This is a genomic window from Streptomyces sp. NBC_00353 (assembly GCF_036108815.1).
GTDB lineage: Bacteria > Actinomycetota > Actinomycetes > Streptomycetales > Streptomycetaceae > Streptomyces.
This window is the reverse complement of record NZ_CP107985.1, coordinates 1,244,671-1,267,640: the sequence shown is the minus strand read 5'-3', so window position 1 is coordinate 1,267,640 and position 22,970 is coordinate 1,244,671. Positions and strand designations below refer to the sequence as shown.

Below are 22,970 nucleotides of genomic sequence, written 5' to 3'. Positions count from 1 at the left end.
GCGAGGGGCGTGCCGCATCACGCCGCGCGTGGCGGCGCGCCCCTCAACTCCCCTCAACTCGGGCCTTCAGAAGGGTCCGCGGACTCCGCAGGGTCGGGCGGCTTCACGTGCGCCCCAGGTTCCGCAGACCGGGTCGACTTCCGGATCCGGGCAGCGGCGGCGGATGGTGCCGATGGTCCGATCTCGCACCAGACGGCCTTTCCTTCGCCGCGCGACTCGACACCCCATCGGATGGCGATGGCATCGAGGAGCAACAGGCCGCGCCCCGATGTCGCCGTTTCGCCGGGAGTTCGCCGCCTCGGCCAGGCACTGGAACGGTCCTGCACCGACAGCCGCACCCGCCGGACGGGTTTCGGAAGGACCTCCAGCGTGAGCACCGCTCCGCCGTCCGTGTGCAGCAGCACATTCACCAGTAGCTCACCGGTGATCAGTTCGGCGTCGTCGGCGAATTCGCCCAGGTTCCAGTCGTCCAGGGCCTGGCGCACCATCGCCCGGGCTTCGGACAGCCCCTCGGGATCCGCCTGGTGGATGTACTGGTGCAACCGCGGCGCTCGCGGCGACCCCGGATCCGGACTGCGCCGCAGCACCAGTAGCGCGACATCGTCCCCCGCGCCCCAGCGCTCCCAGAGCCGGTCCGACAGATGGTCGGCCAGCGGCTGCGCGCGCGTGGGACCGGCGCGCACCTCGTGGACCAGTGCACGGACACCCGCGTCGATATCGGCTCCCGGCTCCTCCACGAGGCCATCGGTGTACAGGACGAGCGTTTCGCCGGGCACCAGGTCGAGACGGGTCTCCGGGAACTCCTCGTCCTCGAAGGCGGTGGAGATCCCCAGCGGCAGCCCGCCCCGTACCTGTGGAAGGCCGATCCGGCCGTCCGTATGCCGGATCAGCGGACCGAAGTGCCCGGCGCGGACCATGCGCACGGTCCCCGAGGCGAGATCGACCTGCGCGTACGTACACGTGGCGAAGCGATCCGTGTCCAGTTCGTCGAGGAACCGCGAGGCCCGGGCCAGTACGGTGGCCGGCGGGTGCCCCTCGGCGGCGTACGCGCGCAGGGCGATCCGCAGCTGACCCATGATGGCGGCCGCGTGGGTGTCGTGGCCCTCGACATCGCCCACCACGATGCCGAACCGGTTCTTCGGCAGGGGGATCACGTCGTACCAGTCGCCACCGACCTGCCGCCCGCTCCACGCAGCGTGGTAGCGCACGGCGATTTCGCCACCCTTGATCTCCTGGATCTGCCGGGGGAGCATCGCCGACTGCAGCCCCGTGGCGAATTCGCGCTCCTCGTCGAAGAGGGTCGCGCGTTGCAGCGACTGGGACACGATGGCCGCGAGCCCCAGACACAGATTGCGCTCGTCGGCGTTGAAGGCCGTGCGCTCGTGGTAGAAGAGCGCAAGCCCGCCCAACGTGCGCGCCTGTGCGACCAGTGGTAGATACGCTGCGGCGCGGAATTTCAACTGGTCCACGTACGGCTCCAGCGCCGGGTAGCGCCGGGTGAGTGCGCCGACCGAGGTCGCGAACCTTGGCCGGCCACGGAGGATGGTGTCGGCCAGGGGGAATCGAGGGTCGAGATTCCTGGCCGCTACCTCGGATATCGCCTCCGGAGCGTCGCCGCTCAGCGCGATGACGTTGAGCACGTTGTTCTCGACCAGCGCGAGGGCGAGCCCGTCGGCGCCCAGCCTGGCGAGCCCGCCCGGGCCGGTGAGCGCGGCGGTCACATCGTCCACGGTCACCGCGCGCGCCATTGCACTTGTTGTGCGCTCAACGATGCTGGTCTGACGCTGGCGGCGTTTCTCCAGGTCAAGCACGAAGGCCGAATGGGTGATCTCCGCCGTCGCATCCCGTACGACTCCGATGACCCGGTGCGCCCGTCCGTCGTCGCTGCGCAGGACGCGCGCCTGGATATGGGTCCACTGGTGCGTGCCGTCGTCGAGCGGGACTTGAAAGTGGATGCTGTACGAGCTGCGACTGCCGTTGATGGCCTCGTCGGCCGCGAGTTCCAGCCGGGTCCGCTCCACCGGTTCGAGCCGCTCGAGCAGGGCCCCCGGGCGGGGGGTGAAGGTGTCCGGGTCCACCCCGAAGACCAGCAGGCCGGCCATGTCGATGTCCAGCGTCCGCGCGTCCAGGTCCCACTCGAAGCTGCCCGTGCGATTCAGCGCAAGCCGCTGCGCCGTCCCGGTCTCGCCGTTGTGGCACCGGTCGAGCTGCACGCGGGGGGAATCGTCGGCGTCTGGCGTCCGGTCATTGTCGGTCATTCCTGCTCCGGAGATCGTCCGGCGGGACTGGCGGGCAGTGCGGCCTGTGTGCGGTGCTCGTATACGCCTCAATTGTCGAACCGGTTCCAGATGACTGCCACAGCTGACGACACCCCCCGGCGCCTCGGACGCCCCTTACCGCCCCTGCCCCCGGTCCTCGGCACCCCCTGCCGCCCCACCCCACCACCCACCACGCACAATGAACAGCGGAAGATCGTCCGTGACCGGCGGACGGTACGGCACAGGGGCTGACCGGAGCGCACTCATGAACAACGAAGACCCCGTCCTGCTGCACACCGAGAGCCGCATCCGGCACATCACGCTCAACCGGCCCCGGGCGATCAACGCGCTGACCCACACCATGGTGCTCCGCATCGACGAAGCCCTCGCCGCGGCGGAACGCGACGACTCGGTCACCGCGGTACTGCTCAGTGGGGCAGGGGAGCGCGGTCTGTGCGCCGGGGGCGATATCCGCGCCATCTACGAGGACGCCCGAGCGGGCGGCAGCACATCGGTGGACTTCTGGCGCGACGAGTACCGGCTCAACGCCCGTATCGCCCGCTTCCCCAAGCCGTACGTCGCACTCATGGATGGCATCGTGATGGGCGGCGGCGTCGGGGTATCGGCCCACGGCAGCGTCCGTATCGTCACGGAACGCTCACGCGTCGCCATGCCGGAGACCGGCATCGGCTTTGTACCCGACGTCGGTGGAACCCACCTCCTCGCGTCCGCACCCGGTGAGCTCGGAACCCACCTGGCGCTCACCGGGGACGCGGTCGGCGCCGGCGATGCGCTGCTGTGCGGCCTTGCCGACCACTTCGTCCCGTCCGAGCACCTGGTGGACCTCACCCGGGATCTCGCCGGGAGCACGACGCCTGCCGAGGTCGTGGCGACTGTGCGGCGATACGCCACGGCTCCGCCCGTCGGTGAACTGTCCGCCCACCGCGACTGGATCGACGACTGCTACGCGGCTGTCTCGGTCGAAGAAATCGTCGAGCGGCTCCAGAACAGCGGCGTACCCGCCGCGAAGGAGACCGCCGAAACGATTCTCACCAAGTCGCCCACCGCACTCAAGGTGACCCTCGCCTCGGTACGCCGCGCACGGCGCCTCGGTAGCCTGGAGGCGGTGCTCGACCAGGAATTCCGCGTCTCCTGCGCCGCCTTCACCAGGCCCGATCTGGTGGAGGGCGTGCGCGCCCAGATCATCGACAAGGACCGCAACCCGCAGTGGAGCCCGGCCCGGCTCGCCCAGGTCAGCTCGGCGGACGTGGCGGGCTTCTTCGAGCCGCTGGGCGCCCGCGAACTCGGCCTCGCCCCGCATGTGAGCTCTCCGTGATTCAGGCTCCACAGGTGCCGGCGGGGAAAGGGCGCCAAGCCCACCGCACACCGCTGCGGTGCGGTGCGGTGCCGTCACCGGTGCGGTCGGCGGTGGGAGCGGTCCAGCGGTGACGGTTCCCAGAGCAGGCGGACGCCGCTGGCGCGGGCGATGGCACGGAGGTGGGGGCCGGTGTTGCCGATGTACCAGAGCGGCCGGTCCTTGTGCGGCCATGCGTAGGCCGGGACGCCGTCGTCCAGTAGGGAGGTCAGCTGCGGCTGGTCCAGCGACGCGGCCGAGAATTCGTAGAGTGCGGTCAGCCGTGGGGCGATCAGGCCGTAGTCGAGCATGCGGGCGAAGGCGTGCTCGTCGAGGATCGTTTCCTCGACGGTCTCGATCACTGGGTATTGGGGCGGGAAGGACCGGCCGAGGTCGAGGAACATCTGGACGGCCCGGTGACGCGGATCGGCCAGCAGCGGTCCGAGGGCGGCCAGTCGGCCGAGCGCGAGTCGCGGGCGCGCGAGCATCGCATGGGTGAACAGGACGCGGAGCAGTGCGACGTTCAGCATGAACCGCTCGACCTGCATCTCGGCGGCGGCCAGATCCTGGTGCTGCACGTAGCCGGCGACGATGCTGGCGTTGTGCGCGCGGTACCAGCGGCCGGGCTCCGGTGTGCGGATGAAGTCCACCCAGTACTCGACGCTGCGGGCGCTGGGCATGCCTGTGGCCCCGGCGGACAGCAGGTGGGCCTCGGTCTTGTCCCGCAGCAGCCGTTCGTTGACGGCGCGCCACCAGGGACTTCCCGGCGGTTCGGAGGATTCCGGCTCGAGGACACCACGGGCGAGGGACCAGTGCATGAAACTCAGCTCGGCATGCCCGTACCGGCGGCGGGGGCCCGTGGCAAGCCGGTAGAACTCCCGCGCCAGCTCGTAGCGCCCGGCCGCATCGTCTCGCACGCACGCGACCCGTTGCTCCGCGCGTGAGGCTGCGTCAGCCACGGCTGCCCAATCGGCTCAGGGGGCCGCTGTCCTCGAGGTCGCTGAGATCTCCGAAGGCTTTCAGCAAGTCGTGCTCGAGTCCGGCGGGTCGGAGGGATTGTTCAGACCAGATGGTCTTGCCGTCACCGGCGTATCGGGCGCCCCAGCGCTGGGCAAATCGGGCGATCAGAAAAAGACCGCGGCCGCCCTCGTCGGTTGTCCGGGCGTGGCGCAGATGGGGGGAGGTGCTGCTGCCGTCGGAGACCTCGCAGATGAGCGTACGGTCACGGATGAGCCGTAGCCGGATGGGGCCCGAGGCGTAGCGGATGGCGTTGGTGACGAGTTCGCTGACTACCAGCTCGGTGGTGAAGGTGAGCTCCTCGAGCCCCCACACCGCGAGTTGCCGGGCCGCTTTGGCACGGGCCGGTGCGACGGCCGCCGGATCCTTGGCGATGTCCCACGAGACGACGTGATCCTCGCCCAGGGTGTGGGTGCGGGCCAGCAGCAGTGCCGCATCGTCTCCCGGCCGGTTGGCCGAAATGCTTGCGACGGCGGCGTCGCAGAGGTCCTCCAGCGGGGTCTGCGGGACGGCCAGGACGTCGAGCAGCTGCCGGAGTCCCTGGTCGGCGTCGAGGGAGTGGCTCTGGATCAGGCCGTCGGTGTAGAGAGCCAGGATGCTGCCCTCGGGGACGTCCATCCGAATGGATTCGAAGGGCAGACCGCCGAGGCCGAGGGGCGGGCCGCTGGGGAGATCCACCAGCCGGGCGGCACCGTCGGGAGAGACGAGCGCCGGTGCCGGGTGGCCTGCGCGGGCAAGGGTGTAGTGGCGGCCGACCGGGTCGTAGACGGCGTACAGGCAGGTCGCCCCGGTCACGCCGGATTCGTCGTCGGTTTCCTCGGCGATCCGGCTGACCATGTCGTCCAGGTGGGCCAGCACCTCGTCGGGGGTGAGGTCGATGTCGGCGAGGGTCTGTACGGCGGCGCGGAGCCGTCCCATGGTGGCGGCGGCGTGGATGCCGTGTCCGACCACGTCCCCGACGACCAGGGCGACGCGGGCTCCGGAGAGCGGGATGACGTCGAACCAGTCGCCGCCCACGCCGGCTGCCGTGTCGGCGGGCAGGTAGCGGTAGGCGGCATCGACTGCGTTCTGTTCGGGCAGGTCCTGGGGGAGCAGGCTGCGCTGGAGGGTTAGTGCGGCGGCGTGCTCGTGGGTGTAGCGGCGGGCGTTGTCTATGCAGACGGCGGCATGTCCGACCAGCTCCTCTGCGAGGACCAGGTCGTCGTGCTCGAACGGCACTCTGGGCTGCCGGCGGCCGACGGTGGCCGCTCCCAAGGTGGTGCCGCGTGCGCGGATGGGGACGATCATCAGTGAGTGGATACCGAGGTCGCGCAGGTACGCGCCACGGGCCGGGTCGTCGGCGGTCCAGTCGGGATCGGTGGGGTCCAACTCGGGGATCAGCGTGGAGGAGCCGCTGATGAGCGCGCGTGCCGTGGCCGACAGCGGAGGGTAGTCGGAGTGTTCACCCGGCGGGATGGGCGGCGGGGCACCCTCGCGGGCGGAGCGGTGTCCGACGCAGCGGAGGGAGGCCGCAGTGATGGCGTCGGCCGGGCCGGATGGGGGCTCTTCACCGCGCAGTACCGAGTCGAGGAGATCGACGGTGACGTGGTCGGCGAGCCCGGGGACGGCCGCGTCGGCCAGTTCCTGGGCCGTGCGGGGGACGTCCAGCGTGCTGCCCAAGCGCTTGTGGGCCTCGTTCAGCAGTGTCAGCTTCTGCCGGGCGCGGTAGTGGTCGGTGGTGGAAAGGACGATGTAGCACGCGCCCAGCGGTCGTCCGTCCTCGTTCTCCACGCGGAAGCACGAGGTGGAATAGGCGATCTGACCCGGCTCCGACAGAACGTGTCCGAAGTACTCACGGCCCGTCGAAGGGCGGCCGGTCTCCAGCACCTGGCGTATCTCCGCTTCGGTGTGCTCCACATCCAGGTCGGGCAGGATCTCTCCCAGGCGCCGCCCCAGAAAGCGCTCGCGGGGGATGCCGCACTGGCGCTCCATGGCATCGTTCACCCAGGTGAGCCGCAGCTCGGTGTCGACCATGGCCACGCCCACCGGAGCGGTGACGGTGATCCCTTCCAGCAGGGAGCGGCCGGCGCTCCACCACCAGGTCCGAGTCGTGTCGGCGGCGAGAATCAGTCGCATCGAACAATCGCCGGAGTCCTGGATGGGCAGGATCCCGATCTGCAGCTCGAGACGGCGGCCGTCCCGGTGACGCACGGTCTGCCGGCCTTTCCAGCCCTGCTGCGCCCCGAGCCGCGCGGCGAGGTCAGGGGCGCCCGCCTGATACGTCGCCCCTTCCGCCGGGGAGAAGACCTCTGACAGCGGCCTGCCCAGCACCTCCGGGCTCGAGTGGCCGAGAAGTTTCGCAGCCCCCGCGCTCCACCCCCGCACCACCCCTGCGCCGTCGACCACAACCAGGGCGGTCGATGGACCCAAGGGGAGGTCTGCTGCTGTGGAACGAGTTCTCCTGCGAGCACCCATGCCGACCATCCAGTGCAGCGCGTTCCCGATGCGCAGACGCTTGCGCGGATGCGCTCGCCGGGCTGGTTTCAGCTTACCTACGAGGGGTGCTTTCAGTCTTCGAGCCGACCCAGGACGTCGAAGGGCTCGGCGGAAATGGCCCGCCCCGGGCCAGTGAAGAACCTGCTACGCCCGTGCCCGAGCCGTTCAGCCAGAGAAGGCCCCATAGAGAGGTGTACGGCGTGCTCATCGGTGGCGCCGAACAGCCGGACGGTTCCACCCCAATGCTGCTGGCCCGCTCCCGCCACGCTGCCCGGCTGACTTCTCCGCCCTCCACAGTGAGCTCGCGCCGCTTCACAACTGCGGCGCAGCCCTCTGCTGGCCCCGCCCGTGCTGACCTCGCACGTCCAGAACCAATGAGTGGGTTCGACCGGCACTCTCGCAGACGACCGCGGCCCTCAGCGCGGGGCAGAGGGGTCGTCGAGCCAGATCACGATCCCGGTCAGGTCGTTGAGCACGGACGCGACGCCTGCCCTGATGGCGGCCGCGCAGCGCTCGGTGGAGAACGAGCCGGGGTCGTACGTCGAGGACATGCCGAGCCCTTCGCCACGGAACGACGCACCGGACCAGTCGACCGCCGTGACGTTGTGGGTGGGCTCGGCCAGCTCCGCGCCTACGACGAGGAACTGCTGGGACAGGTGGTTCGGGGTGACCACCGCGAGGGGGTCGACGAGGTCGTTGCCTGCGCTGACGATGAGGTCCGGGCTCATCTCGAGGGCCCTGGTAATGCTGGGAACGAGGTCGGACGGGCCGTCGGCGGTCATCGTTCTGAGGTCGACGTGCTCGTCCCCGGCCCAGTCCTGGACCGCCGTCACGAGCTTCTTGGTCGGGCGCTCGGCACCCGAGGTGAGAAGGACCACCCGGTAGTCCTTCGGCGGGTGGACCCCGGCCCAGGAGCCGGGCCGCGGTGTGGCGGTCCCCTCCGGGGCGGGTGGGGAAGAGGGGTCGACGAAACCCGGACCGAGCGTGCCCACGGGAGTGGGCCGTGAGTGCGGCCGTGACCAGTCGTCGCCGGAACTGCATCCGGTGACCAGCGCGGCGGCCGCGGCCAGCGCGGCAGCGGCCCGAAGCAGGGAGCGCAAGGCGATCGTCCTCCGAGTGGTGGCAGATGGTGCGTCTACATCCTGCTATCGCGGTTGGTGCCGCCTACCTCCGCAGGTGTCGTTATCGCGTTTGTTGTTCCACAGTTCGCCGGCCGCCCGGGCCGTGTTCACCCGTGACGCGCACCGTGCACTGGCAACTGAAGGAGCAACATGTCACAACGAGTCCGCCGCACCGTCGTCGGGATCACCGCGGCCGTGATCGCTTTCCTGAGCGCCGCACAGCCGGCGTCCGCCCACGGGTTCACGTCGACCGCGTATGTCGACGTCGCCGAGGGCAACGAGGGTCATATACGGACGAAACTAGGGCTCGAATACGACCTCTTCGTCGTATCCGCCGCCGACTACGAGGACGACGACCCCCTCTTCGAGACGGGAAACGCCGCGTTCGAAACAGGTGACAGCAAGGAACAGGCCGCGGCCCTCAACGCCCATGCGGAGTCGGCCGTCAGATACGTGACCGAGCGCTTCTCGGTCACCTCGGACGGCAGGGCGTGCCTACCGACACGGGTCGGCGACTTCACGATCGGCCGGCATGAAGGGGTGCCGTACGCCGGTCTGCTGCTCGACTGGGCGTGTTCCGAGCGGGGCGACGACCTCGAGGTGCGCAGCGGGCTGTTCCCCGACGCCGAGACGTACGTCAAGGGCACCAAGACGATCGTCACCTACGAGCTCGACGGCCGCTCCGGCAGTGCCGCACTCGACGCCGGTCACCCGTCCTTCTCGATCGGTCAGGCCTGGTACGAACGGTTCTGGGAGTTCTTCCGCCTGGGCGCCGAGCACCTGCTGACCGGGATCGACCACATCCTGTTCCTGCTGGCACTCATCGCCGGGTCACGGCGCCTGCGCGAGATCGTGCTCGTGGCAACGAGTTTCACCCTGGCGCACTCGGTGACCTTCATGCTCGCCGCGCTCGGTCTGGTCGACGCGCCCGCCGGCATCGTGGAGCCCGTCATCGCGCTGTCGATCGCCGTGGTCGCCGGCTGGCACCTGTGGCGGCTCTGGCGGCGCCGCGGCCACGCGTCCGACCTCGAGACAGCAGGACGCGGCCACTTCAGCCTGGACCGTGCGGGCTGGACCCGCCTCGGGGTCGTGTTCTGCTTCGGCCTCGTGCACGGCCTGGGCTTCGCGGGCGCGCTGGGAATCGACGAGGCGTGGTCATGGACCCTGCTGTGGTCCCTGCTGGTGTTCAACGTCGGCATCGAGACCGTGCAGTTGGCCATCATCGCCGCCCTCTTCCCGCTGCTGATCGTGCTGCGCCACCGGGCGCCGACGGCCGGCCTCTGGGCGACCGGTGTGGTCTCCGCCGGCGTGTCAGCCATGGGGTTGGTGTGGTTCGTGCAACGGACGTTCGGAATCTGAGACCGATTCAGGTCCCGCGAGATGTTCAGACAAGTCCGAGACGGCATTGGTCGCGGGTTAACCGTGTGAAGGAATCGTAAGGGTCTCCATTCCGTGCACCCATGTGCGTTAAAGGAACAAAAAAACCAATGAAATCGAGCACCAAGAGACAGGCTCCCGGGTCTGTACGGCGCCGCGCGGCCACTGGGGCCACAGCGGCATTCCTGGGCTTGGCCGTAGCCCTCGGCAGCGGCACGGCGTCCCCCGCCGCCGCCGCCGAATCCGCCACGCTCACCGGCGTCATACTCGGCGTGGGCGCCAACGAGACCCAGCGCACCGTGACCTGGTACTCCTCGGCCGACACCGCGCAGAAGCTCCAGGTCGCCCCGACCACCGCGCTCGTCAACGGCGAGTTCCCGGCGGACGCTGCCAACTTCGACGCCACCGGCGCGGCGAACATCGCGACCAGCGGCGGCTTCAACCGCCACGCGACGATCACGGGCCTGAAGGAGCACACGGCGTACTCCTACCGCGTCGGCACCGAGGGCAACTGGTCCTCGACGTACTCCTTCAAGACGCAGGACTTCGAGGGCGACTACGACTTCCTGTTCTTCGGCGACCCGCAGATCGGCTCGTCCGGCAACCTGGGGCAGGACCAGGCCGGTTGGCAGGACACCGTGGACGTCTCGCTGGCGGCCAACCCCAACGCCGAACTGCTGCTGTCGGGCGGTGACCAGGTCGAGTCCGCGAACACCGAGTCCCAGTGGAACTCCTTCCTGGCCCCCGACAAGCTCCGCCAGTACCCGTGGGCTCCCACCATCGGTAACCACGACGTCGGCGGCAAGGCGTACGAGCAGCACTTCACCACCCCGAACACGGACCGCTCGGCCCCGCTGTACTCCAACGGCAACCCGGCGTCCAACACGTCCGGCGGTGACTACTGGTACATCTACAAGGATGTGCTGTTCATCAACCTCAACAGCAACAGCTACGCCACCTCCCAGGGCGGCGGCGGTGACGCGGCGCACATCAAGTACGTGACCGACGTCATCAACCAGCACGGCGCCGAGGCCAAGTGGAAGGTGCTCACCTACCACCACGCGATCTACTCGCCGGCCTCCCATGCCAAGGACAACGACAACAAGGTCCGCCGCGTCGACTTCTCGGGCGCGTTCTCCAAGCTCGGTGTCGACCTGGTCCTCCAGGGCCACGACCACAGCTACTCGCGCAGCTACGAGATCAAGAACGGCCAGAAGGCGAACCCGGACGAGAAGCCCGGCGCCGCTGACCTGTACCCCGGTCCCGGTGGCGTCATCTACGTGACCGCGAACTCCGCTTCGGGCTCGAAGTACTACGACATCACGAAGCCGGACAGCAGCGGCACCAGCGGTGCCGGCAACGGTGCCGACCCGCAGAACCCGAGCAACTACTGGTACAACTCGGTCCAGAACCAGGAGCACGTCCGCACCTACGTCAAGGTCGAGGTGCGCAGCGACAAGCTCGTCGTCGAGGACATTCGCAGCGGCACCTGCGCGGCCCCGAACTCCGAGGTCGAGCAGGGCATGTCGTGCACCAACACCGACGCCGGCCAGCCTGTCGGCTCGACCGTCGACAAGTTCAAGGTGCACCCGAACCACGGCACCGGCCAGGACCTCCAGGTCAACGTGCCGAACCCGGCCCCGGGCGAGTTCGGTTGGACGATCGACGGCTACAACGGCCTGGTGGACCTCGGCACCGCGCAGGAGCGCAACGGTGACCACTTCGAGGCCTCCGGCAAGATCAACCCGATCACCGTGTCGGACAGCCGCCGTTCGCTCGCCCCGTGGTCGATCTCGGCCAACGTGGGCGACTTCAAGGACGGCGACAAGACGTTCTCCGGCTCGTACCTCGGCTGGAGCCCGTACGTCCTCGACCAGGGCGCCGGCGCCGCCAGCGGCGAATCGGTGGCCTCCGGCTACGACGACAACGGCACGGGCCTTTCCGTCTCGCGCGGCCTCGCTCACGCCGACCAGGGTCACGCCCGTGGTGGGGCCAAGCTCGGCGCCGACCTGGGTCTGAAGATCCCGGACAGCGTTACCAAGGGTGGCTACCGCGCCACTCTGACGATCACCGCACTGAGCAGCTGATCGACCCGTCCCAACCTGGCGGGACGGGGCACCTTCCGGTGCCCCGTCCCGCCTGAAGTTCCAGGAGAACCCCGACATGCACCCGCCCGTCCCGCGCCGGAAGAACACCGCCAGCGCACTCGTTCGTACCGCCACCCTGGCCCTGCTCATGGCCCTCGCGATCGTCGGCCTGCGGGTCGATCCCGCTCTGGCAGACAACGGCGACGTCACCTGGACGGTCAGAACGGCCGCGAACGGGTACGGCGACGACCGCTCCAGCTTCAGCTACGGCGTCAACCCCGGCGGCAACGCCGAGGACGCCATGGTCGTCGCCAACCACAGCAAGTCCACGCTCGAACTCGCTGTCTACGCCGCCGACGGCTTTACGACCGGCACGGGCCAGCTCGATCTGCTCACCAAGGACAAGAAGTCCGTCGGCATCGGAGCCTGGGTCCACGCCGACCGCGACAGCGTCGTGATCAAGCCCGGCAAGTCCGCCAAGATTCCCTTCACGGTCGCCGTTCCGGACAACGCCACGCCAGGCGATTACGTGGGTGGCATCCTCACCTCTCTGCGGCAGTCCGACGAAGCCGAGGGCATCAACGTGGACCGGCGCCTCGGCATCCGGGTCAAACTGCGGGTCAGCGGCGAGCTCAAACCGAAGCTCGCGATCGAGGACCTCCACGTGGGCTACGCCGGGTCGATCAACCCGTTCGCCAAGGGCGACGCCACCGTCACGTACACGATCCACAACACCGGCAACGCCATCCTGTCGGCAAAGCAGGCGGTATCGGTCTCCGGCCCGTTCGGGTGGCTGCGGTCCGCAGCGGGCGACATCGCCCCGCCGCCGGAGCTGCTCCCCGGTGAGAGCTGGAAGGTGAAGGCGCCCGTTCACGGCGTGGCGCCCGGAGTCAGCCTCGCCGCGACCGCGACCCTGACACCTCTGCTCACCGACGCGTCGGGCTCCACCAGTTCGCTCAAGCCGGTCCAGGCCACCGCGCACGGCTGGGCCGTCCCGTGGACGCTGTTGCTGTTGGTCGTCGTGCTGATCGCAGCAGTCGCCGGGGCACTCGTTGTCCGGCGCCGAAACCGCGTACGGCGCAAGGCGCGTGAGGACGCCCGCGTACGGGACGCGGTCGAGCAGGCGCTCCGCGACCGGTAGCCGCAGGCGCGCCGACCGCCCGCGTGCGTCGTCGGTCCGACCGCGACGCACTCACAGCCGAGACGGCCGCCGGCAACTACAGGCGGCCAGGACCGGTTCGACGTCGTATCCACTGGGTCCACGAGTTCCTGATCGCCGCCGCGGGCAGCAAGCCCGGCAAGGTCGACGACGCCAAGCCCACATCGTCGTCGATGCCGCAGATCCGGCTGACGGACGGGCCGCTCCATCACCGCCCAGCCGACAGCCAGACGCCCTGCACCAAGATTTTCAGTGATCTTCTGCTAGAGGTTGTAGCCGCCCGATACCTCGATGTTCTGAGCGGTGACCCAGCGGCTCTCGTCGGAGACCAGTGTGGCGATCATCGCGCCGATGTCGTCGGGTTCGCCGACCCGGCCGAGCGCGGTCTTCGCAGCGAGGGCCGGGACGACCTCGGGGAACCGGGTGAAGGCGTCGTCGGCGATCCGAGTGCGGGTCGACCCCGGCGAGACGGCGTTGACGCGGATGCCACGCGCGCTGAATTCCTTCGCCATGTACCGGGTCAGCACGTCCAGTCCGCCCTTCATCGAGGCGTAGGCAGAGTAGCCAGGCTCCAGGCCGGTCGCCGCCGTCGCCGAGTTGCTGCTCGTATTGACGATGGCCCCGCCGTCCGCCATCAGGGGCAGCAACTTCTGCGTAAGGAAGTACGGGCCCTTGAGCAGTACCCGCATGAGCCTGTCGAACGTCTCCTCGGTCGTGTCCTCTATCAACGACGTCTGCGCGAAACCGGCGTTGTTGACCAGATAGTCGAAGGTGTCGCGCTGCCAGGTGCCGCGCAGCACGTCAGCCACCCTGTCGCGGAAGGCCACAAAGGTGCCCGCTTCGCTGACATCCAGCGGGAGTGCGACGGCCGTGCCGCCCTCCTTCTCGATGGTGGCGGCCGTCTCCAGCCCTCCTTGTGAGTTGGTGCCGTAGGTGAGGATGACTCCGTTTCCGCATTTCGCGATCTCGATCGCGGCGCTTCGTCCGATGCCGGAGCTGGCGCCCGTGACGATGGCGACCTTCATGGTGTTCCTCCTGGTGTGCGGTCGTGCGTGTGTTGTGTGAGTGCGCCGGTGGCGCTATGCGGCGGAGTCCGGCAGCAGGAGCCGGGCGAGCCAGGCGGTGCGGGTCTGGCGGGCTGCGGCCGAGATGCGCGCCTGCGGGTACAGGGCGTCGAAGCCGTGGAAGCCGCCCGCCCAGACGTGGAGTTCGGCCTGGCCGCCGTCCGCCCAGATGCGGGTGGCGTAGTCGGTGTCCTCGTCGCGGAAGACTTCGGCGGAGCCGGTGTCGATGTAGGTGGTCGGCAGGCCGGAGAGGTCGTCGGCCAGCGCGGGTGAGACGTACTCGGGGACCTCGTGGTCGGTGAGGTCGCTGAGGACGGCACGCCATCCGAACTCGTTCATCTCGCGGGTCCACACGCCGGGCCCGCCGGAGTACTGGCGGCTGGAGGTGCTGGTGTTGCGGTGGTCGAGCATGGGGCAGATCAGCATCTGCGCGGCGATCGCCGGGGCGCCGAGGTTGCGGGCCAGCAGGGTGACACCGGCCGCGAGGCCGCCGCCCGCGCTGGCGCCCGCGACGACGATCCGGGCGGGATCGATGCCCAGTTCGGCGGAGTGTTCGGCGACCCAGAGCAGTCCCTGATAGCAGTCGTCGACCAGGGTGGTACCGGTGGCCTCGGGTGCGAGCCGGTAGTCGACGGAGACCACGACCGCGCCGAACTCGTCGAGCCACTCCAGGGGGATGTCGATCTGCGAGAAGCGGTCACCCATGACCATTCCGCCGCCGTGCATCCAGTAGACGCAGGGTGCGGCGATGGTGCGATCGGTGTTCGCGGGGCTGAAGACCGACAGGGGGATCGGGGCACCGTCCTTGGCGGGCACGGTGACTTCGCGCCGGTCGGCCTGCCGGTGGGCGAGGAGGGGCTCGACGGGCGTCGAGGGGAGCTGGCGCAGTTGCGCGAGTACTTCCGGGCTGAGCTGGGACATGAGGCGCATGTCGGCGAGCAGCTCACGCAGTTCGGGGTCCAAGGTGGGTCGTACCGTGGGCATGGTGGCGGCCTTTCGTGGGGTGGTGGCGGACGGTCGGGCGAGGGGAGGGCCGGCTCGGCAAGGGCCGGGGTGTGAGGCGATCGGCGGGTCAGAAGGCGGCCTTGCCGCGGACCGGGACGTAGTCGGTGTACTCGGACTCCTTGGCCAGCAGTCCGTCGATCTGCGCGACGATGGCCTGGGCGGCCTCGCCGGCGAAGATCCGGTGGTGGTCCTCCTGGCTGGTCCAGCCCTCGGTGACGTGGACGATGTCGGGGTCGGACGCGGACCGGGAGACGAGGTAGACGACGCAGTGTTCGCTGGCGCCGGGGCTGCCCTCGTTCAGGCCGGTCAGTAGCAGGTCGACCAGCTGGTCGCCCATTCCGGGCTTGGCGGTCAGGGTGGCGTTGAAGCCGTAGCTGGCGATCATGGCTACCTTTTTCTCGGTGATGGAGTGAGGTGATTCCATTCAACCGAGTTGACCTGCGGAAACGTTAGACCGATGCTCGCTCGTACTTGCACAATCCTCGCGTACGCAAGAGTCATAGCGCGGAATAGTGCTGCAATGGACACATGTACCTCGAAGAGCTCCGCACACTGCTGGCCCGGCATGCCCGGCCCGACTGGACCACCGCTATCGACGGCGTCCTCATCTCGAAGGTCGACCGGCCGGATCCGCCGGCGCCCTCCATGTCCGGCACGGTGCTCGCGGTCATCGCCCAGGGGGCCAAGCGCCTCGCGCTGGGCGACCGGGTCTACGAGTACGGCCCCGGGCAGTACCTGGTCGCATCCGTCGACCTGCCTGTCACGGGGCAGTTCGCCCGGGCCGACCCCGAGCAGCCGGCCCTCGGTTTCGGTCTCACACTGGAACCGTCCGCCGTTGCCGAACTGCTGTTGCAGGCCGGTCCCGGAGACATCCCCCGCGCCGGCGGAGGCGTTCCGTCGGGGATCGCCGTCAGCGACGCTCCGGCCGCGCTGCTCGACGCGGTGGTGCGGCTGCTGCGCCTGCTCGACGAGCCCCGCGGCCGGGCCGTTTTGGCCCCGCTGGTCAAGCGCGAGATCCTGTGGCGTGTGATCACCGGCGACCAAGGTGCGACGGTTCGTCAGCTCGGCCTGGCCGACAGCAGCCTCAGCCACATCTCCCGGGCCGTGCGCTGGATCCGCGAGCACTACGCCGAGCCCTTCCGGGTCGACGAGGTGGCACGCATGTCCGGCATGAGCGTCTCCGCCTTCTACCGCAACTTCCAGGCGGTGACAGCGATGAGCCCCATCCAGTTCCAGAAGCAGATCCGGCTGCAGGAGGCCCGGCTGCTGCTCGCCACGCACCCGGGCGACGTCACCGGGGTCGGACACCGCGTCGGCTATGACAACCCGTCACAGTTCAGCCGGGAGTATCGCCGCCAGTTCGGCGCGCCGCCCAGCCGGGACGCCGCCCGCCTGCGTCAGGCTGTGCGCACCCCGGCAGGTGTCCTTCCTTGAGCAGGCCGCGCCACGCAGGAGGATCGTGCAAGGGCGAGTGAGAATCAGTGCCAGTTTGCGTTGGATCGCCTCGGTGGCCGGCCCGGTGCCCGGACCGAGTTCCACCACCACGGGCTCGCCCCGCTCCGGCACGGCGGCGATGAGCTGCTCGACCAGGCGGGCCTTACGGTTCGCCAGGAGGCCGCCAGGACACACTGCGGCCGGGGGTCGGTGTCGGCGGCCTGGTGCGCCCTCAGTGCTGCGGGTGGCCGGGTAGTCGGCTCAGGAGTGCGACGGCGCACAGCACGGGGATGAGTGCGGCCAGCGTCCAGGTCAGGCCGGCGAGCTCGGCGGCCCAGCCGATCGCGGCAGGGCCGAAGAGGGTTCCCGCGTAGGTGAAGGTGGTGAACCGGGAGATCGGCGTCGCGGCTTCCGGGCTGCCCGTCTTCGTCTGCCCGACCGCGCTGTAGGCCAACGGCAGCAGGACCGACGCGCCTGCGCCCGTGACGGCGAACCCGCCGATGGCTGCGACCGGGTTCGGCGAAAGCAGCGCCATCGCCAGGCCGCACGCCGCGACGAGACCACCGGCGCGGAACAGAGCCGGGGCGCCGTGGCGCAGGGTCAGGCGGTCGCCGATCACCCGGCCTGCCGCCTGAGCTCCGGTGTACGCGGTCACCGCCGTGGCCGCGAGCGCGAGCGAGGCGCCCCGGGAGTCGTGCAGGAAGATCGCGCTCCAGCCGAGGGCGGCGCCTTCGCAGACCATCAGTGCCGTGCCGGTCAGGCCGAGTGCCACGACGTGGCGGCTCCAGCCGCCGCGCAGGCCCAGACGGCGCGGCGCGGGCGAGGACGCGCGGGCGCTCTCTCTCGTGCCGGTCTCCACCAGGAGTGGCCCCAACAGCAGGGCGCCGGCCATGAGAACGGCTGCGGCCGCCACGAGGTGCGTGGCGAACGAGATACCCGCACGCGCCAGGACGGCCGTGGCGAGTGAGGCCACGACAGCGCTGACGCTCCAGGCGGCGTGGCAGCCGTTGAGGATGGGGCGTCCGAGGCGCCGCTCGATCGCGACGGCATGGGTGTTCATGACTGCGTCGGTGGTGCCGTGCACGGCACCGAGTGCTGTGACGACCACTACGAGTTCGACGGCTCCTTTGACCAGGCCGACCAGCGCCAGCAGCACGGGCATGACGAGGAGTGAGATGCGCAGCACCGGCCGCGTGCCGACCCGGGCCGTCAGCGGTCCCACTCCCTGCATGCAAGCGAGGGCCGCCACGGCGAAGGCCATGCCGATGAGCCCGAGTTGGCCGTCGCTCAGGTGGTGCTTGCCCTTCAGCGATCCGAGCCGGACGATGTACGTCGACAGCGTGAGTCCGTTGAGAAAGAAGACGGCTGTCGCCGGCCACCGTCCGGCGCTTCCCGCCCTGCTGTGCCGCGCCGACCCGGTCGAGCCGCCCCCGGCCTGGTCGGCAGCCGTTGTTGTCGTGTGCGCCGCGGTCTGGTCCTCGGCAGTCATCGTGCGCGCTCCGTCGTGTTCCACCCGTGATCCGAGGGTGCCCGGACGACAGACGGAATCGAGTGGACACTAGCAGTGCCGCAGACTGCTGACATCCCCGCCTGCAGGCGGGAGAGACTGGGGCGTCGGCGTCTGGACTGCGAACGCGCCCGCCACGAACTAGCGCAGCAGAGCGTCGCCCTGAAGATATGGCCAGCACTGGCATCCTTGCCCTCTTGAGGGCCCGCGTCGAAGGGCGGTAACGGCACCCAGGGCGGGCGGACTGGTCCTCGGCCCAGCCTGTGACTCCGGCCCTTCAAGATCAGGTGATGCGTCGACGGCCTGGACTCCGGACGGGCGAGATGTGCCGTGTTGGCATTGTCCGGTGCTGTCCGGTCCACGGCCCATGGGCCACGATGACTGCAAGGCCATGCGCCAAGCAACCATCAGGATCGCGTGAGACGTCGATACCCACCTCGCTCCCAGCGGACGACCAACTGGGGGCGGCCCGCCGCCCTGCCCAAGGTCTCGGCTACGTCGTGGTGCGCATGGCGCCGCTGGCGCTGATTGCCCTAGCCGTGATCTTCGATCAGGTCACCCCGGCGAATTGGCCGTTCAACCGATTCCTGGAGGGGGCTCCGGCCCTGGCGGCCGCAAGTTGGAGCCCTGTCGGCACCGGCGTGATCGGGGGGTTCACCTTTGCCGTAGACATCGCGCTGGCTGCCGACAAGGGGAACTTGGGCGTGTCGAGGGCATGGCTGACGCTGGGGATGATCGTGTTGGTGACGGTGGCAGCCGTATTCGCCAGCCATGTGCGCCAGGAGCGGGAGCACATCTTGGCCGACCTGCGCTCCGTCGCCGAGCCCGCGCAGCGCGAACTGGTGCGGCCACTGCCGTCCAGCCTGGGATCCACACGCATGGCAACCATGTATCTGGCCGCGGCCGCGGAGGCCCGCATCGGCGGCGACTTCTACGAGGCCCAGCGCACCCCGTACGGAGTCCGGATCATGATCGGCGACGTACGCGGCAAAGGCCTGCCCGCGGTGGAGGCGGCGGCCGTTATGATGGGCGCCTTTCGCGAAGCGGCCCATGACGCGCCCGATCTCCCCGCCCTGGCCGCCCGCCTTGAGACGAGTATCCGGCGGTACGCTGCCCAGCCCAGCGATGTCGAGGAGTGCTTCGCCACCGGATTGCTCGCGGAGATGCCCGAGAACGGCACGGTCCTTCGCCTCTTCAGCTGCGGTCATCCGCCACCGCTGCTGCTGAGCGGCGGCACAGTCCGGGAACTGGAAGCCACCGGGCCCTCTCCGCCGTTCAGCCTCGCCGCGCTGCTCCACGATGAGTATCACGTCGACATCGCCCCGTTCGGTGCGGGGGATAGCCTGGTGCTCTACACCGACGGCGTGAGCGAAGCCCGCAATCGCGACGACGTCTTCTACGCCGTCGCCGAACGCATCGGGACCTTCGCAACCGCAGCTCCGGACGAGCTGGTCGACCGCCTCGGCGCCGACCTTGCTGGCCTACGCCTGCGATCAGCTCAACGACGACGCCGCTGCCCTGGTGCTCCGCCGTACATCGAGCGAGACACGCGCGTGAGACCACCTGATGGCCAGACAGAACTTCGGCCTGACCACTAGGAGGTGTCTTCAAATTGTCACGCCCACATCAGGAGCGGGGCGAGGGTGACGGCTGCCTGGTAGGACTCGGCGGTCTTGTCATAGCGGGTAGTGATGCCACGCCACTGCTTCAGGCGGTTGAAACAGCGTTCCACGACGTTGCGCCGCTTGTAGCTCTCGCGGTCGAAGGCCGGCGGTCGCCCGCCCCGGCTGCCACGCCGGGCCCGGTTGCGGACCTGGTCGGCCCGTTCGGGGATGGTGCAGCGGATACCGCGCCGTCGCAGCCAGGCCCGGATTGCCCGGGAGCTGTATCCCTTGTCGCCCAGCACCTGGGCGGGCCGCACCCGGGGCCGTCCTGGACCGAGGCGGGGCACCCGTATCGCTTCCATCACAGTGGTGAACTGGGTGCAGTCGTTGGTGTTCCCGCCGGTGACGGTGAAGGACAGAGGCCGTCCCACGGCGTCGCAGGCCAGATGAATCTTGCTGGTCAGGCCGCCTCGGGAGCGTCCGAGTCCGGGGTTTCGGAGCCCCTTTTTCGGGACCCGGCGGCATGCTGGTGGGCGCGGACGACGGTGGAATCGACCGATACCAGCCAGTCGATGTCACCGTCCGCGTCCGCCCGGGCCTGCGCGGCTCGGAGCATCCGGTCGAAGGTGCCGTCCAGCGCCCACCGGCGGAAACGGGTGTGGAGTGTGGCCCATGGCCCGTATCGCTCGGGAACGTCCCGCCAGGCCGTCCCGGTCCGGAACTTCCACACGATCCCGTTGAGGACCCTCCGGTCACCCAACCGCTTCCGCCCGCGCAACGAGGCGGGCAACAGCGGCCGAACGAACTCCCACTCTGCATCCGACAGTTCATGGCGGCGTATCACCCGACCATGATCCACCACTCGAGATCACCATTTGTCGGGAGGCTCTGGGGTCGCACCGGGGACACAGAGCCGTCAGAGCGGGTTGAGACGGGCCTTGAGCAGGCAGAACTCATTGCCCTCGGGGTCGGCAAGAACGTGCCACTGCTCCTCGCCGGTCTGGCCGATGTCAGCCGGGCGCGCCCCGAGCTTCAGGAGGCGTTCGAGCTCGGCGTCCTGATCGCGGTCGGTGGCGTTGACGTCGATGTGCAGCCGGGACTTCCCCGGCTCCGGCTCGTCCCTGCGACTGAGGATGATCGTCGGCTGCGGGCCGCCGAACCCTTCGCGCGGCCCGATCTCGAAGCAGTCGTCCCCTTCGCGATCGAGCACTACGAAGTCCAGGACCTCGCACCAGAACCGCGCCAGCCCCTCGGGATCACGGCAACCGAGTACGAGCTCACTGATACGACATGCCATTGACGAAACCTACTCTCAACGGGGGAACTGCCGGGGCGACCGCGCGGAACTCCTGGGCTCCCCGCAGTGGGAACGTGATCGAGACCGTACCGGGTGAAGCGAGCAGGTGAGAAGGGGTTTTGGGGTCGTCGCCTCCCCGGCCGGGCCGCCGGGGGAGGACCGTAGGCCGCCCAGTGGGGCAGACGGGAATTTGACGACAGGACCTAGACGCCTCGACCTGGACCTGCCCGCCCGCGCCGCCACCGTGCCCGCGCCGAGCACCCCCGAGGGTGAATCGGCTGCGGCCCCGGCGTGACGGGTTGGCTCAGCCGGTGCCGTGGACGACGGTGCCGTTCTGCACGATCGTCATCTTGTGGGGGACCGGGCTCCCCGGCGACGGAAACTCGGATGCGCGTGCCGCACGGCCACCCCTAGGCTGCGCTCGCGGGGATGGCGAGTGCGAGGCGCCGTATCAACCGTCAGTGGATCGGAGATGCACGGGGTATGACCAGTCAATTGTTCGCGATCTGCTTCAATGCGACCCGGCCGTCGGGCCTAGCGCGGTTCTGGGCCGGGGTCTTGGGCTGGGAGTCGGCCGACGGTCCGGACGACGACGTCGCGATCCTGCCCCCTGATACCGCCGGGTTCCGCATCCGTTTCCTGCCGAGCCAGGAGCCGAAGATTGGCCAGAACCGGGCGCACTTCGACCTGACGAGCACCTCGCCGGAGGATCAGCAGCAGACGGTGGCCAGGGCGCTGGATTTCGGTGGCAACCACATCGACGTGGGCCAACTCCCGGAAGAGGGGCATGTGGTGCTCGCCGATCCAGACGGCAACGAGTTCTGCGTAATCGAGGCGGGCAACAAGTTCCTCGCTGACACCGGCTTCATCGGAGCGCTGGCCTGCGACGGTACGCAGGAGGTCGGTTACTTCTGGAGCGAGGCGCTACGGTGGCCGCTGGTCTGGGACCAGGACCAGGAGACCGCGATCCAATCGCCGAACGGCGGTACGAAGATCACGTGGGGTGGTCCTCCGGTGGCATCGAAGACGGGCACGAACAGGCTGTACTTCGAGCTGGCGCTCCCCGCCGACGCCGACTGGGAGGCGGAGGTCGACCGCCTGATCTCGCTCGGCGCGACGCACTCCGACATCGGTGAGCGAGACGGCGGCCGAGTGCTAATGCTCGACCCCGACGGTAACGAGTTCTCTGTACAGAGGCCATGACGACGGCGAGGGGCGCCTCGACGGGTGAAGGGCTCCACGGTGATCGCTGTCGTCATTCTCGTGGTGTTCGTCATTGTGCCTGACTGGCGGCAACATGGCGGGGCACACGCCGCGAAGGCTTCCGTCTGCCGGCCCCCTTTTGAGGAGCTGCGGCAGGCGGTGCTTTCCTCGCGCCGGCGGCTACATCGCCAGATGGCTCACTGCCACGAAGACGGCACATTGCAGCCGTCACACCGGAGACTAACTAACGCAGCGACCTGTCTGGCGCCCGCAAAGTATCAGCGCCGACCACGGCGATCGAGCCGGTTTCATCGCCGCCGCCGTAGGTGCTTTCGGTGCCTTCTCGGTCTTCGGGTTCTTCACCTCCCTCGCGCCGGCCTTTGTCGCCGGAACTTTGCATCACCCGAGCCGTGCCTTGGCGGGCGTGATCGTGTTCGTGGTGTTCGGTGTGGCGTCGCTGGCCAAGTCCGCCACACCCCGGATGAAGCTGCGGACGCTCCTGAGTGCGGGACTTGTCGGTGAGGCCGCGGGCTTGATCGTGCTCGCGGCAGGTATGGAGGGGGCCAACCTGGCCGCGTTCCTAATCGGCGGCGCGCCGGCGTGCGCAGGCGCCGGCGTGCTGTTCAAGTCAGTGATCGGCTCCGTCGCCGCGGCAGCGAGCCCTGCCGTGCGCGTGCCGCGCTGGCTGGGCTGTTTTTGATCGCCTACCTCGGGTTGATCGTGTCGGCCATCGGTCTGGGTATCGCCACCCAATACACCACCGCCATCTCGGCGATGCTCTGGTTCACCGCAGCTGTGCTCGCGGTGCTGGCCGCCGCCAGGGCTGTTCCAAAGTCCTGGCGGGTGGTGAAGGTGCTGGTCACGGCGTGGTGACGATGTTGGTGAGGACCGCTCGATGGTGATGTCACTCATCTGGCGTCTCCCCGATCATCGGATCCGCCGTTCATTGAACACTCCCGTGGCGTGGTGTCAGCCGCCTCGGATGCTGTTCCAGTGGGCCCACCTCAT

The 22,970-nt window shown here is 69.1% G+C and carries 18 protein-coding genes and 1 pseudogene; 9 read left to right on the top strand and 10 right to left on the bottom strand.

What is annotated here, in order from left to right:
* Positions 1-53 precede the first annotated feature (53 nt).
* Positions 54-2,258 (bottom strand): SpoIIE family protein phosphatase, encoded by a 2,205-nt coding sequence (locus OHA88_RS06165; protein ID WP_328624569.1) that lies wholly within the window; start codon positions 2,256-2,258, stop codon positions 54-56.
* A gap of 265 nt (positions 2,259-2,523) precedes the next feature.
* On the opposite strand from OHA88_RS06165, the gene OHA88_RS06160 reads away from it, so the two are divergent.
* Positions 2,524-3,594: an enoyl-CoA hydratase/isomerase family protein gene (locus OHA88_RS06160; RefSeq protein WP_328624568.1), complete on the top strand. Its 1,071-nt coding sequence runs from the start codon at positions 2,524-2,526 to the stop codon at positions 3,592-3,594.
* Positions 3,595-3,668: 74 nt separating this feature from the next.
* Here the strand turns inward: OHA88_RS06160 and OHA88_RS06155 are convergent, their stop codons facing one another.
* The 3 genes from OHA88_RS06155 to OHA88_RS06145 all read right to left on the bottom strand — a co-directional run bounded on the left by OHA88_RS06155 (position 3,669) and on the right by OHA88_RS06145 (position 8,204).
* Entirely contained in the window at positions 3,669-4,529 is an 861-nt protein-coding gene (locus OHA88_RS06155; RefSeq protein WP_328624567.1) for a hypothetical protein, read from the bottom strand.
* A gap of 34 nt (positions 4,530-4,563) precedes the next feature.
* Positions 4,564-7,038, bottom strand: a complete 2,475-nt coding sequence (locus tag OHA88_RS06150) for a SpoIIE family protein phosphatase (protein WP_328624566.1) — start codon at positions 7,036-7,038, stop codon at positions 4,564-4,566.
* Between the two features lie 482 nt (positions 7,039-7,520).
* Entirely contained in the window at positions 7,521-8,204 is a 684-nt protein-coding gene (locus tag OHA88_RS06145; protein WP_328624565.1) for a hypothetical protein, read from the bottom strand.
* A 171-nt stretch (positions 8,205-8,375) separates the two neighbouring features.
* On the opposite strand from OHA88_RS06145, the gene OHA88_RS06140 reads away from it, so the two are divergent.
* The 3 genes from OHA88_RS06140 to OHA88_RS06130 all read left to right on the top strand — a co-directional run bounded on the left by OHA88_RS06140 (position 8,376) and on the right by OHA88_RS06130 (position 12,830).
* Positions 8,376-9,584, top strand: a complete 1,209-nt coding sequence (locus OHA88_RS06140) for a HupE/UreJ family protein (protein WP_328624564.1) — start codon at positions 8,376-8,378, stop codon at positions 9,582-9,584.
* 128 nt (positions 9,585-9,712) lie between these two features.
* Positions 9,713-11,689: a metallophosphoesterase family protein gene (locus tag OHA88_RS06135; RefSeq protein ID WP_328624563.1), complete on the top strand. Its 1,977-nt coding sequence runs from the start codon at positions 9,713-9,715 to the stop codon at positions 11,687-11,689.
* Between the two features lie 76 nt (positions 11,690-11,765).
* Entirely contained in the window at positions 11,766-12,830 is a 1,065-nt protein-coding gene (locus tag OHA88_RS06130; RefSeq protein WP_328624562.1) for a WxL protein peptidoglycan domain-containing protein, read from the top strand.
* Between the two features lie 281 nt (positions 12,831-13,111).
* Here the strand turns inward: OHA88_RS06130 and OHA88_RS06125 are convergent, their stop codons facing one another.
* The 3 genes from OHA88_RS06125 to OHA88_RS06115 form a co-directional block, all read right to left on the bottom strand.
* Entirely contained in the window at positions 13,112-13,873 is a 762-nt protein-coding gene (locus tag OHA88_RS06125) for an SDR family NAD(P)-dependent oxidoreductase (RefSeq protein ID WP_328624561.1), read from the bottom strand.
* A gap of 54 nt (positions 13,874-13,927) precedes the next feature.
* Positions 13,928-14,896 carry an alpha/beta hydrolase gene (locus OHA88_RS06120; RefSeq protein ID WP_328624560.1) on the bottom strand — a complete coding sequence of 323 codons (969 nt, stop codon included), beginning with the start codon at positions 14,894-14,896 and terminating at the stop codon, positions 13,928-13,930.
* 88 nt (positions 14,897-14,984) lie between these two features.
* Positions 14,985-15,302 (bottom strand): putative quinol monooxygenase, encoded by a 318-nt coding sequence (locus tag OHA88_RS06115; RefSeq protein ID WP_328629606.1) that lies wholly within the window; start codon positions 15,300-15,302, stop codon positions 14,985-14,987.
* 143 nt (positions 15,303-15,445) lie between these two features.
* Here OHA88_RS06115 and OHA88_RS06110 point away from each other — a divergent pair, with 143 nt between their 5' ends.
* The gene (locus OHA88_RS06110) at positions 15,446-16,351 is read left to right on the top strand and encodes an AraC family transcriptional regulator (protein WP_328624559.1); all 906 of its coding nucleotides are present in this window, start codon (positions 15,446-15,448) and stop codon (positions 16,349-16,351) included.
* A gap of 232 nt (positions 16,352-16,583) precedes the next feature.
* Here OHA88_RS06110 and OHA88_RS06105 read toward each other — a convergent pair whose 3' ends face one another.
* Positions 16,584-17,840, bottom strand: a complete 1,257-nt coding sequence (locus OHA88_RS06105; protein ID WP_328624558.1) for an MFS transporter — start codon at positions 17,838-17,840, stop codon at positions 16,584-16,586.
* 527 nt (positions 17,841-18,367) lie between these two features.
* On the opposite strand from OHA88_RS06105, the gene OHA88_RS06100 reads away from it, so the two are divergent.
* On the top strand, positions 18,368-19,456 hold the full coding sequence (locus tag OHA88_RS06100) for a PP2C family protein-serine/threonine phosphatase (RefSeq protein WP_328629605.1): 1,089 nt from the start codon (positions 18,368-18,370) through the stop codon (positions 19,454-19,456).
* Between the two features lie 17 nt (positions 19,457-19,473).
* Here the strand turns inward: OHA88_RS06100 and OHA88_RS06095 are convergent.
* Both OHA88_RS06095 and OHA88_RS06090 read right to left on the bottom strand, forming a co-directional pair.
* Positions 19,474-20,303 (bottom strand): annotated as a pseudogene (locus OHA88_RS06095) (IS5 family transposase).
* Positions 20,304-20,378: 75 nt separating this feature from the next.
* Positions 20,379-20,759, bottom strand: coding sequence for a VOC family protein (locus OHA88_RS06090; protein ID WP_328624557.1), 381 nt, complete (start codon positions 20,757-20,759; stop codon positions 20,379-20,381).
* 483 nt (positions 20,760-21,242) lie between these two features.
* Here OHA88_RS06090 and OHA88_RS06085 point away from each other — a divergent pair, with 483 nt between their 5' ends.
* From OHA88_RS06085 to OHA88_RS06075, 3 genes are all read left to right on the top strand, one after another.
* Entirely contained in the window at positions 21,243-21,962 is a 720-nt protein-coding gene (locus tag OHA88_RS06085; RefSeq protein ID WP_328624556.1) for a VOC family protein, read from the top strand.
* Between the two features lie 424 nt (positions 21,963-22,386).
* Positions 22,387-22,662, top strand: coding sequence for a hypothetical protein (locus tag OHA88_RS06080; RefSeq protein ID WP_328624555.1), 276 nt, complete (start codon positions 22,387-22,389; stop codon positions 22,660-22,662).
* A complete protein-coding gene (locus OHA88_RS06075; RefSeq protein WP_328624554.1) occupies positions 22,659-22,835 on the top strand; it encodes a hypothetical protein in 177 nt (58 codons plus the stop codon). Before OHA88_RS06080 ends, OHA88_RS06075 begins: the two co-directional genes overlap by 4 nt.
* Positions 22,836-22,970: the final 135 nt, after the last annotated feature.

Excerpts from the sequence above, each read along its gene's own strand:
- OHA88_RS06165 (WP_328624569.1), bottom strand. The coding sequence starts at position 2,258 with ATGACCGACAATGACCGGACGCCAGACGCCGACGATTCCCCCCGCGTG.
- OHA88_RS06120 (WP_328624560.1), bottom strand. The coding sequence starts at position 14,896 with ATGCCCACGGTACGACCCACCTTGGACCCCGAACTGCGTGAGCTGCTC.
- OHA88_RS06140 (WP_328624564.1), top strand. The coding sequence starts at position 8,376 with ATGTCACAACGAGTCCGCCGCACCGTCGTCGGGATCACCGCGGCCGTG.
- OHA88_RS06085 (WP_328624556.1), top strand. The coding sequence starts at position 21,243 with ATGACCAGTCAATTGTTCGCGATCTGCTTCAATGCGACCCGGCCGTCG.
- OHA88_RS06115 (WP_328629606.1), bottom strand. The coding sequence starts at position 15,302 with ATGATCGCCAGCTACGGCTTCAACGCCACCCTGACCGCCAAGCCCGGA.
- OHA88_RS06135 (WP_328624563.1), top strand. The coding sequence starts at position 9,713 with ATGAAATCGAGCACCAAGAGACAGGCTCCCGGGTCTGTACGGCGCCGC.
- OHA88_RS06110 (WP_328624559.1), top strand. The coding sequence starts at position 15,446 with ATGTACCTCGAAGAGCTCCGCACACTGCTGGCCCGGCATGCCCGGCCC.
- OHA88_RS06105 (WP_328624558.1), bottom strand. The coding sequence starts at position 17,840 with ATGACTGCCGAGGACCAGACCGCGGCGCACACGACAACAACGGCTGCC.
- OHA88_RS06160 (WP_328624568.1), top strand. The coding sequence starts at position 2,524 with ATGAACAACGAAGACCCCGTCCTGCTGCACACCGAGAGCCGCATCCGG.
- OHA88_RS06130 (WP_328624562.1), top strand. The coding sequence starts at position 11,766 with ATGCACCCGCCCGTCCCGCGCCGGAAGAACACCGCCAGCGCACTCGTT.
- OHA88_RS06125 (WP_328624561.1), bottom strand. The coding sequence starts at position 13,873 with ATGAAGGTCGCCATCGTCACGGGCGCCAGCTCCGGCATCGGACGAAGC.
- OHA88_RS06090 (WP_328624557.1), bottom strand. The coding sequence starts at position 20,759 with ATGGCATGTCGTATCAGTGAGCTCGTACTCGGTTGCCGTGATCCCGAG.
- OHA88_RS06100 (WP_328629605.1), top strand. The coding sequence starts at position 18,368 with ATGGCGCCGCTGGCGCTGATTGCCCTAGCCGTGATCTTCGATCAGGTC.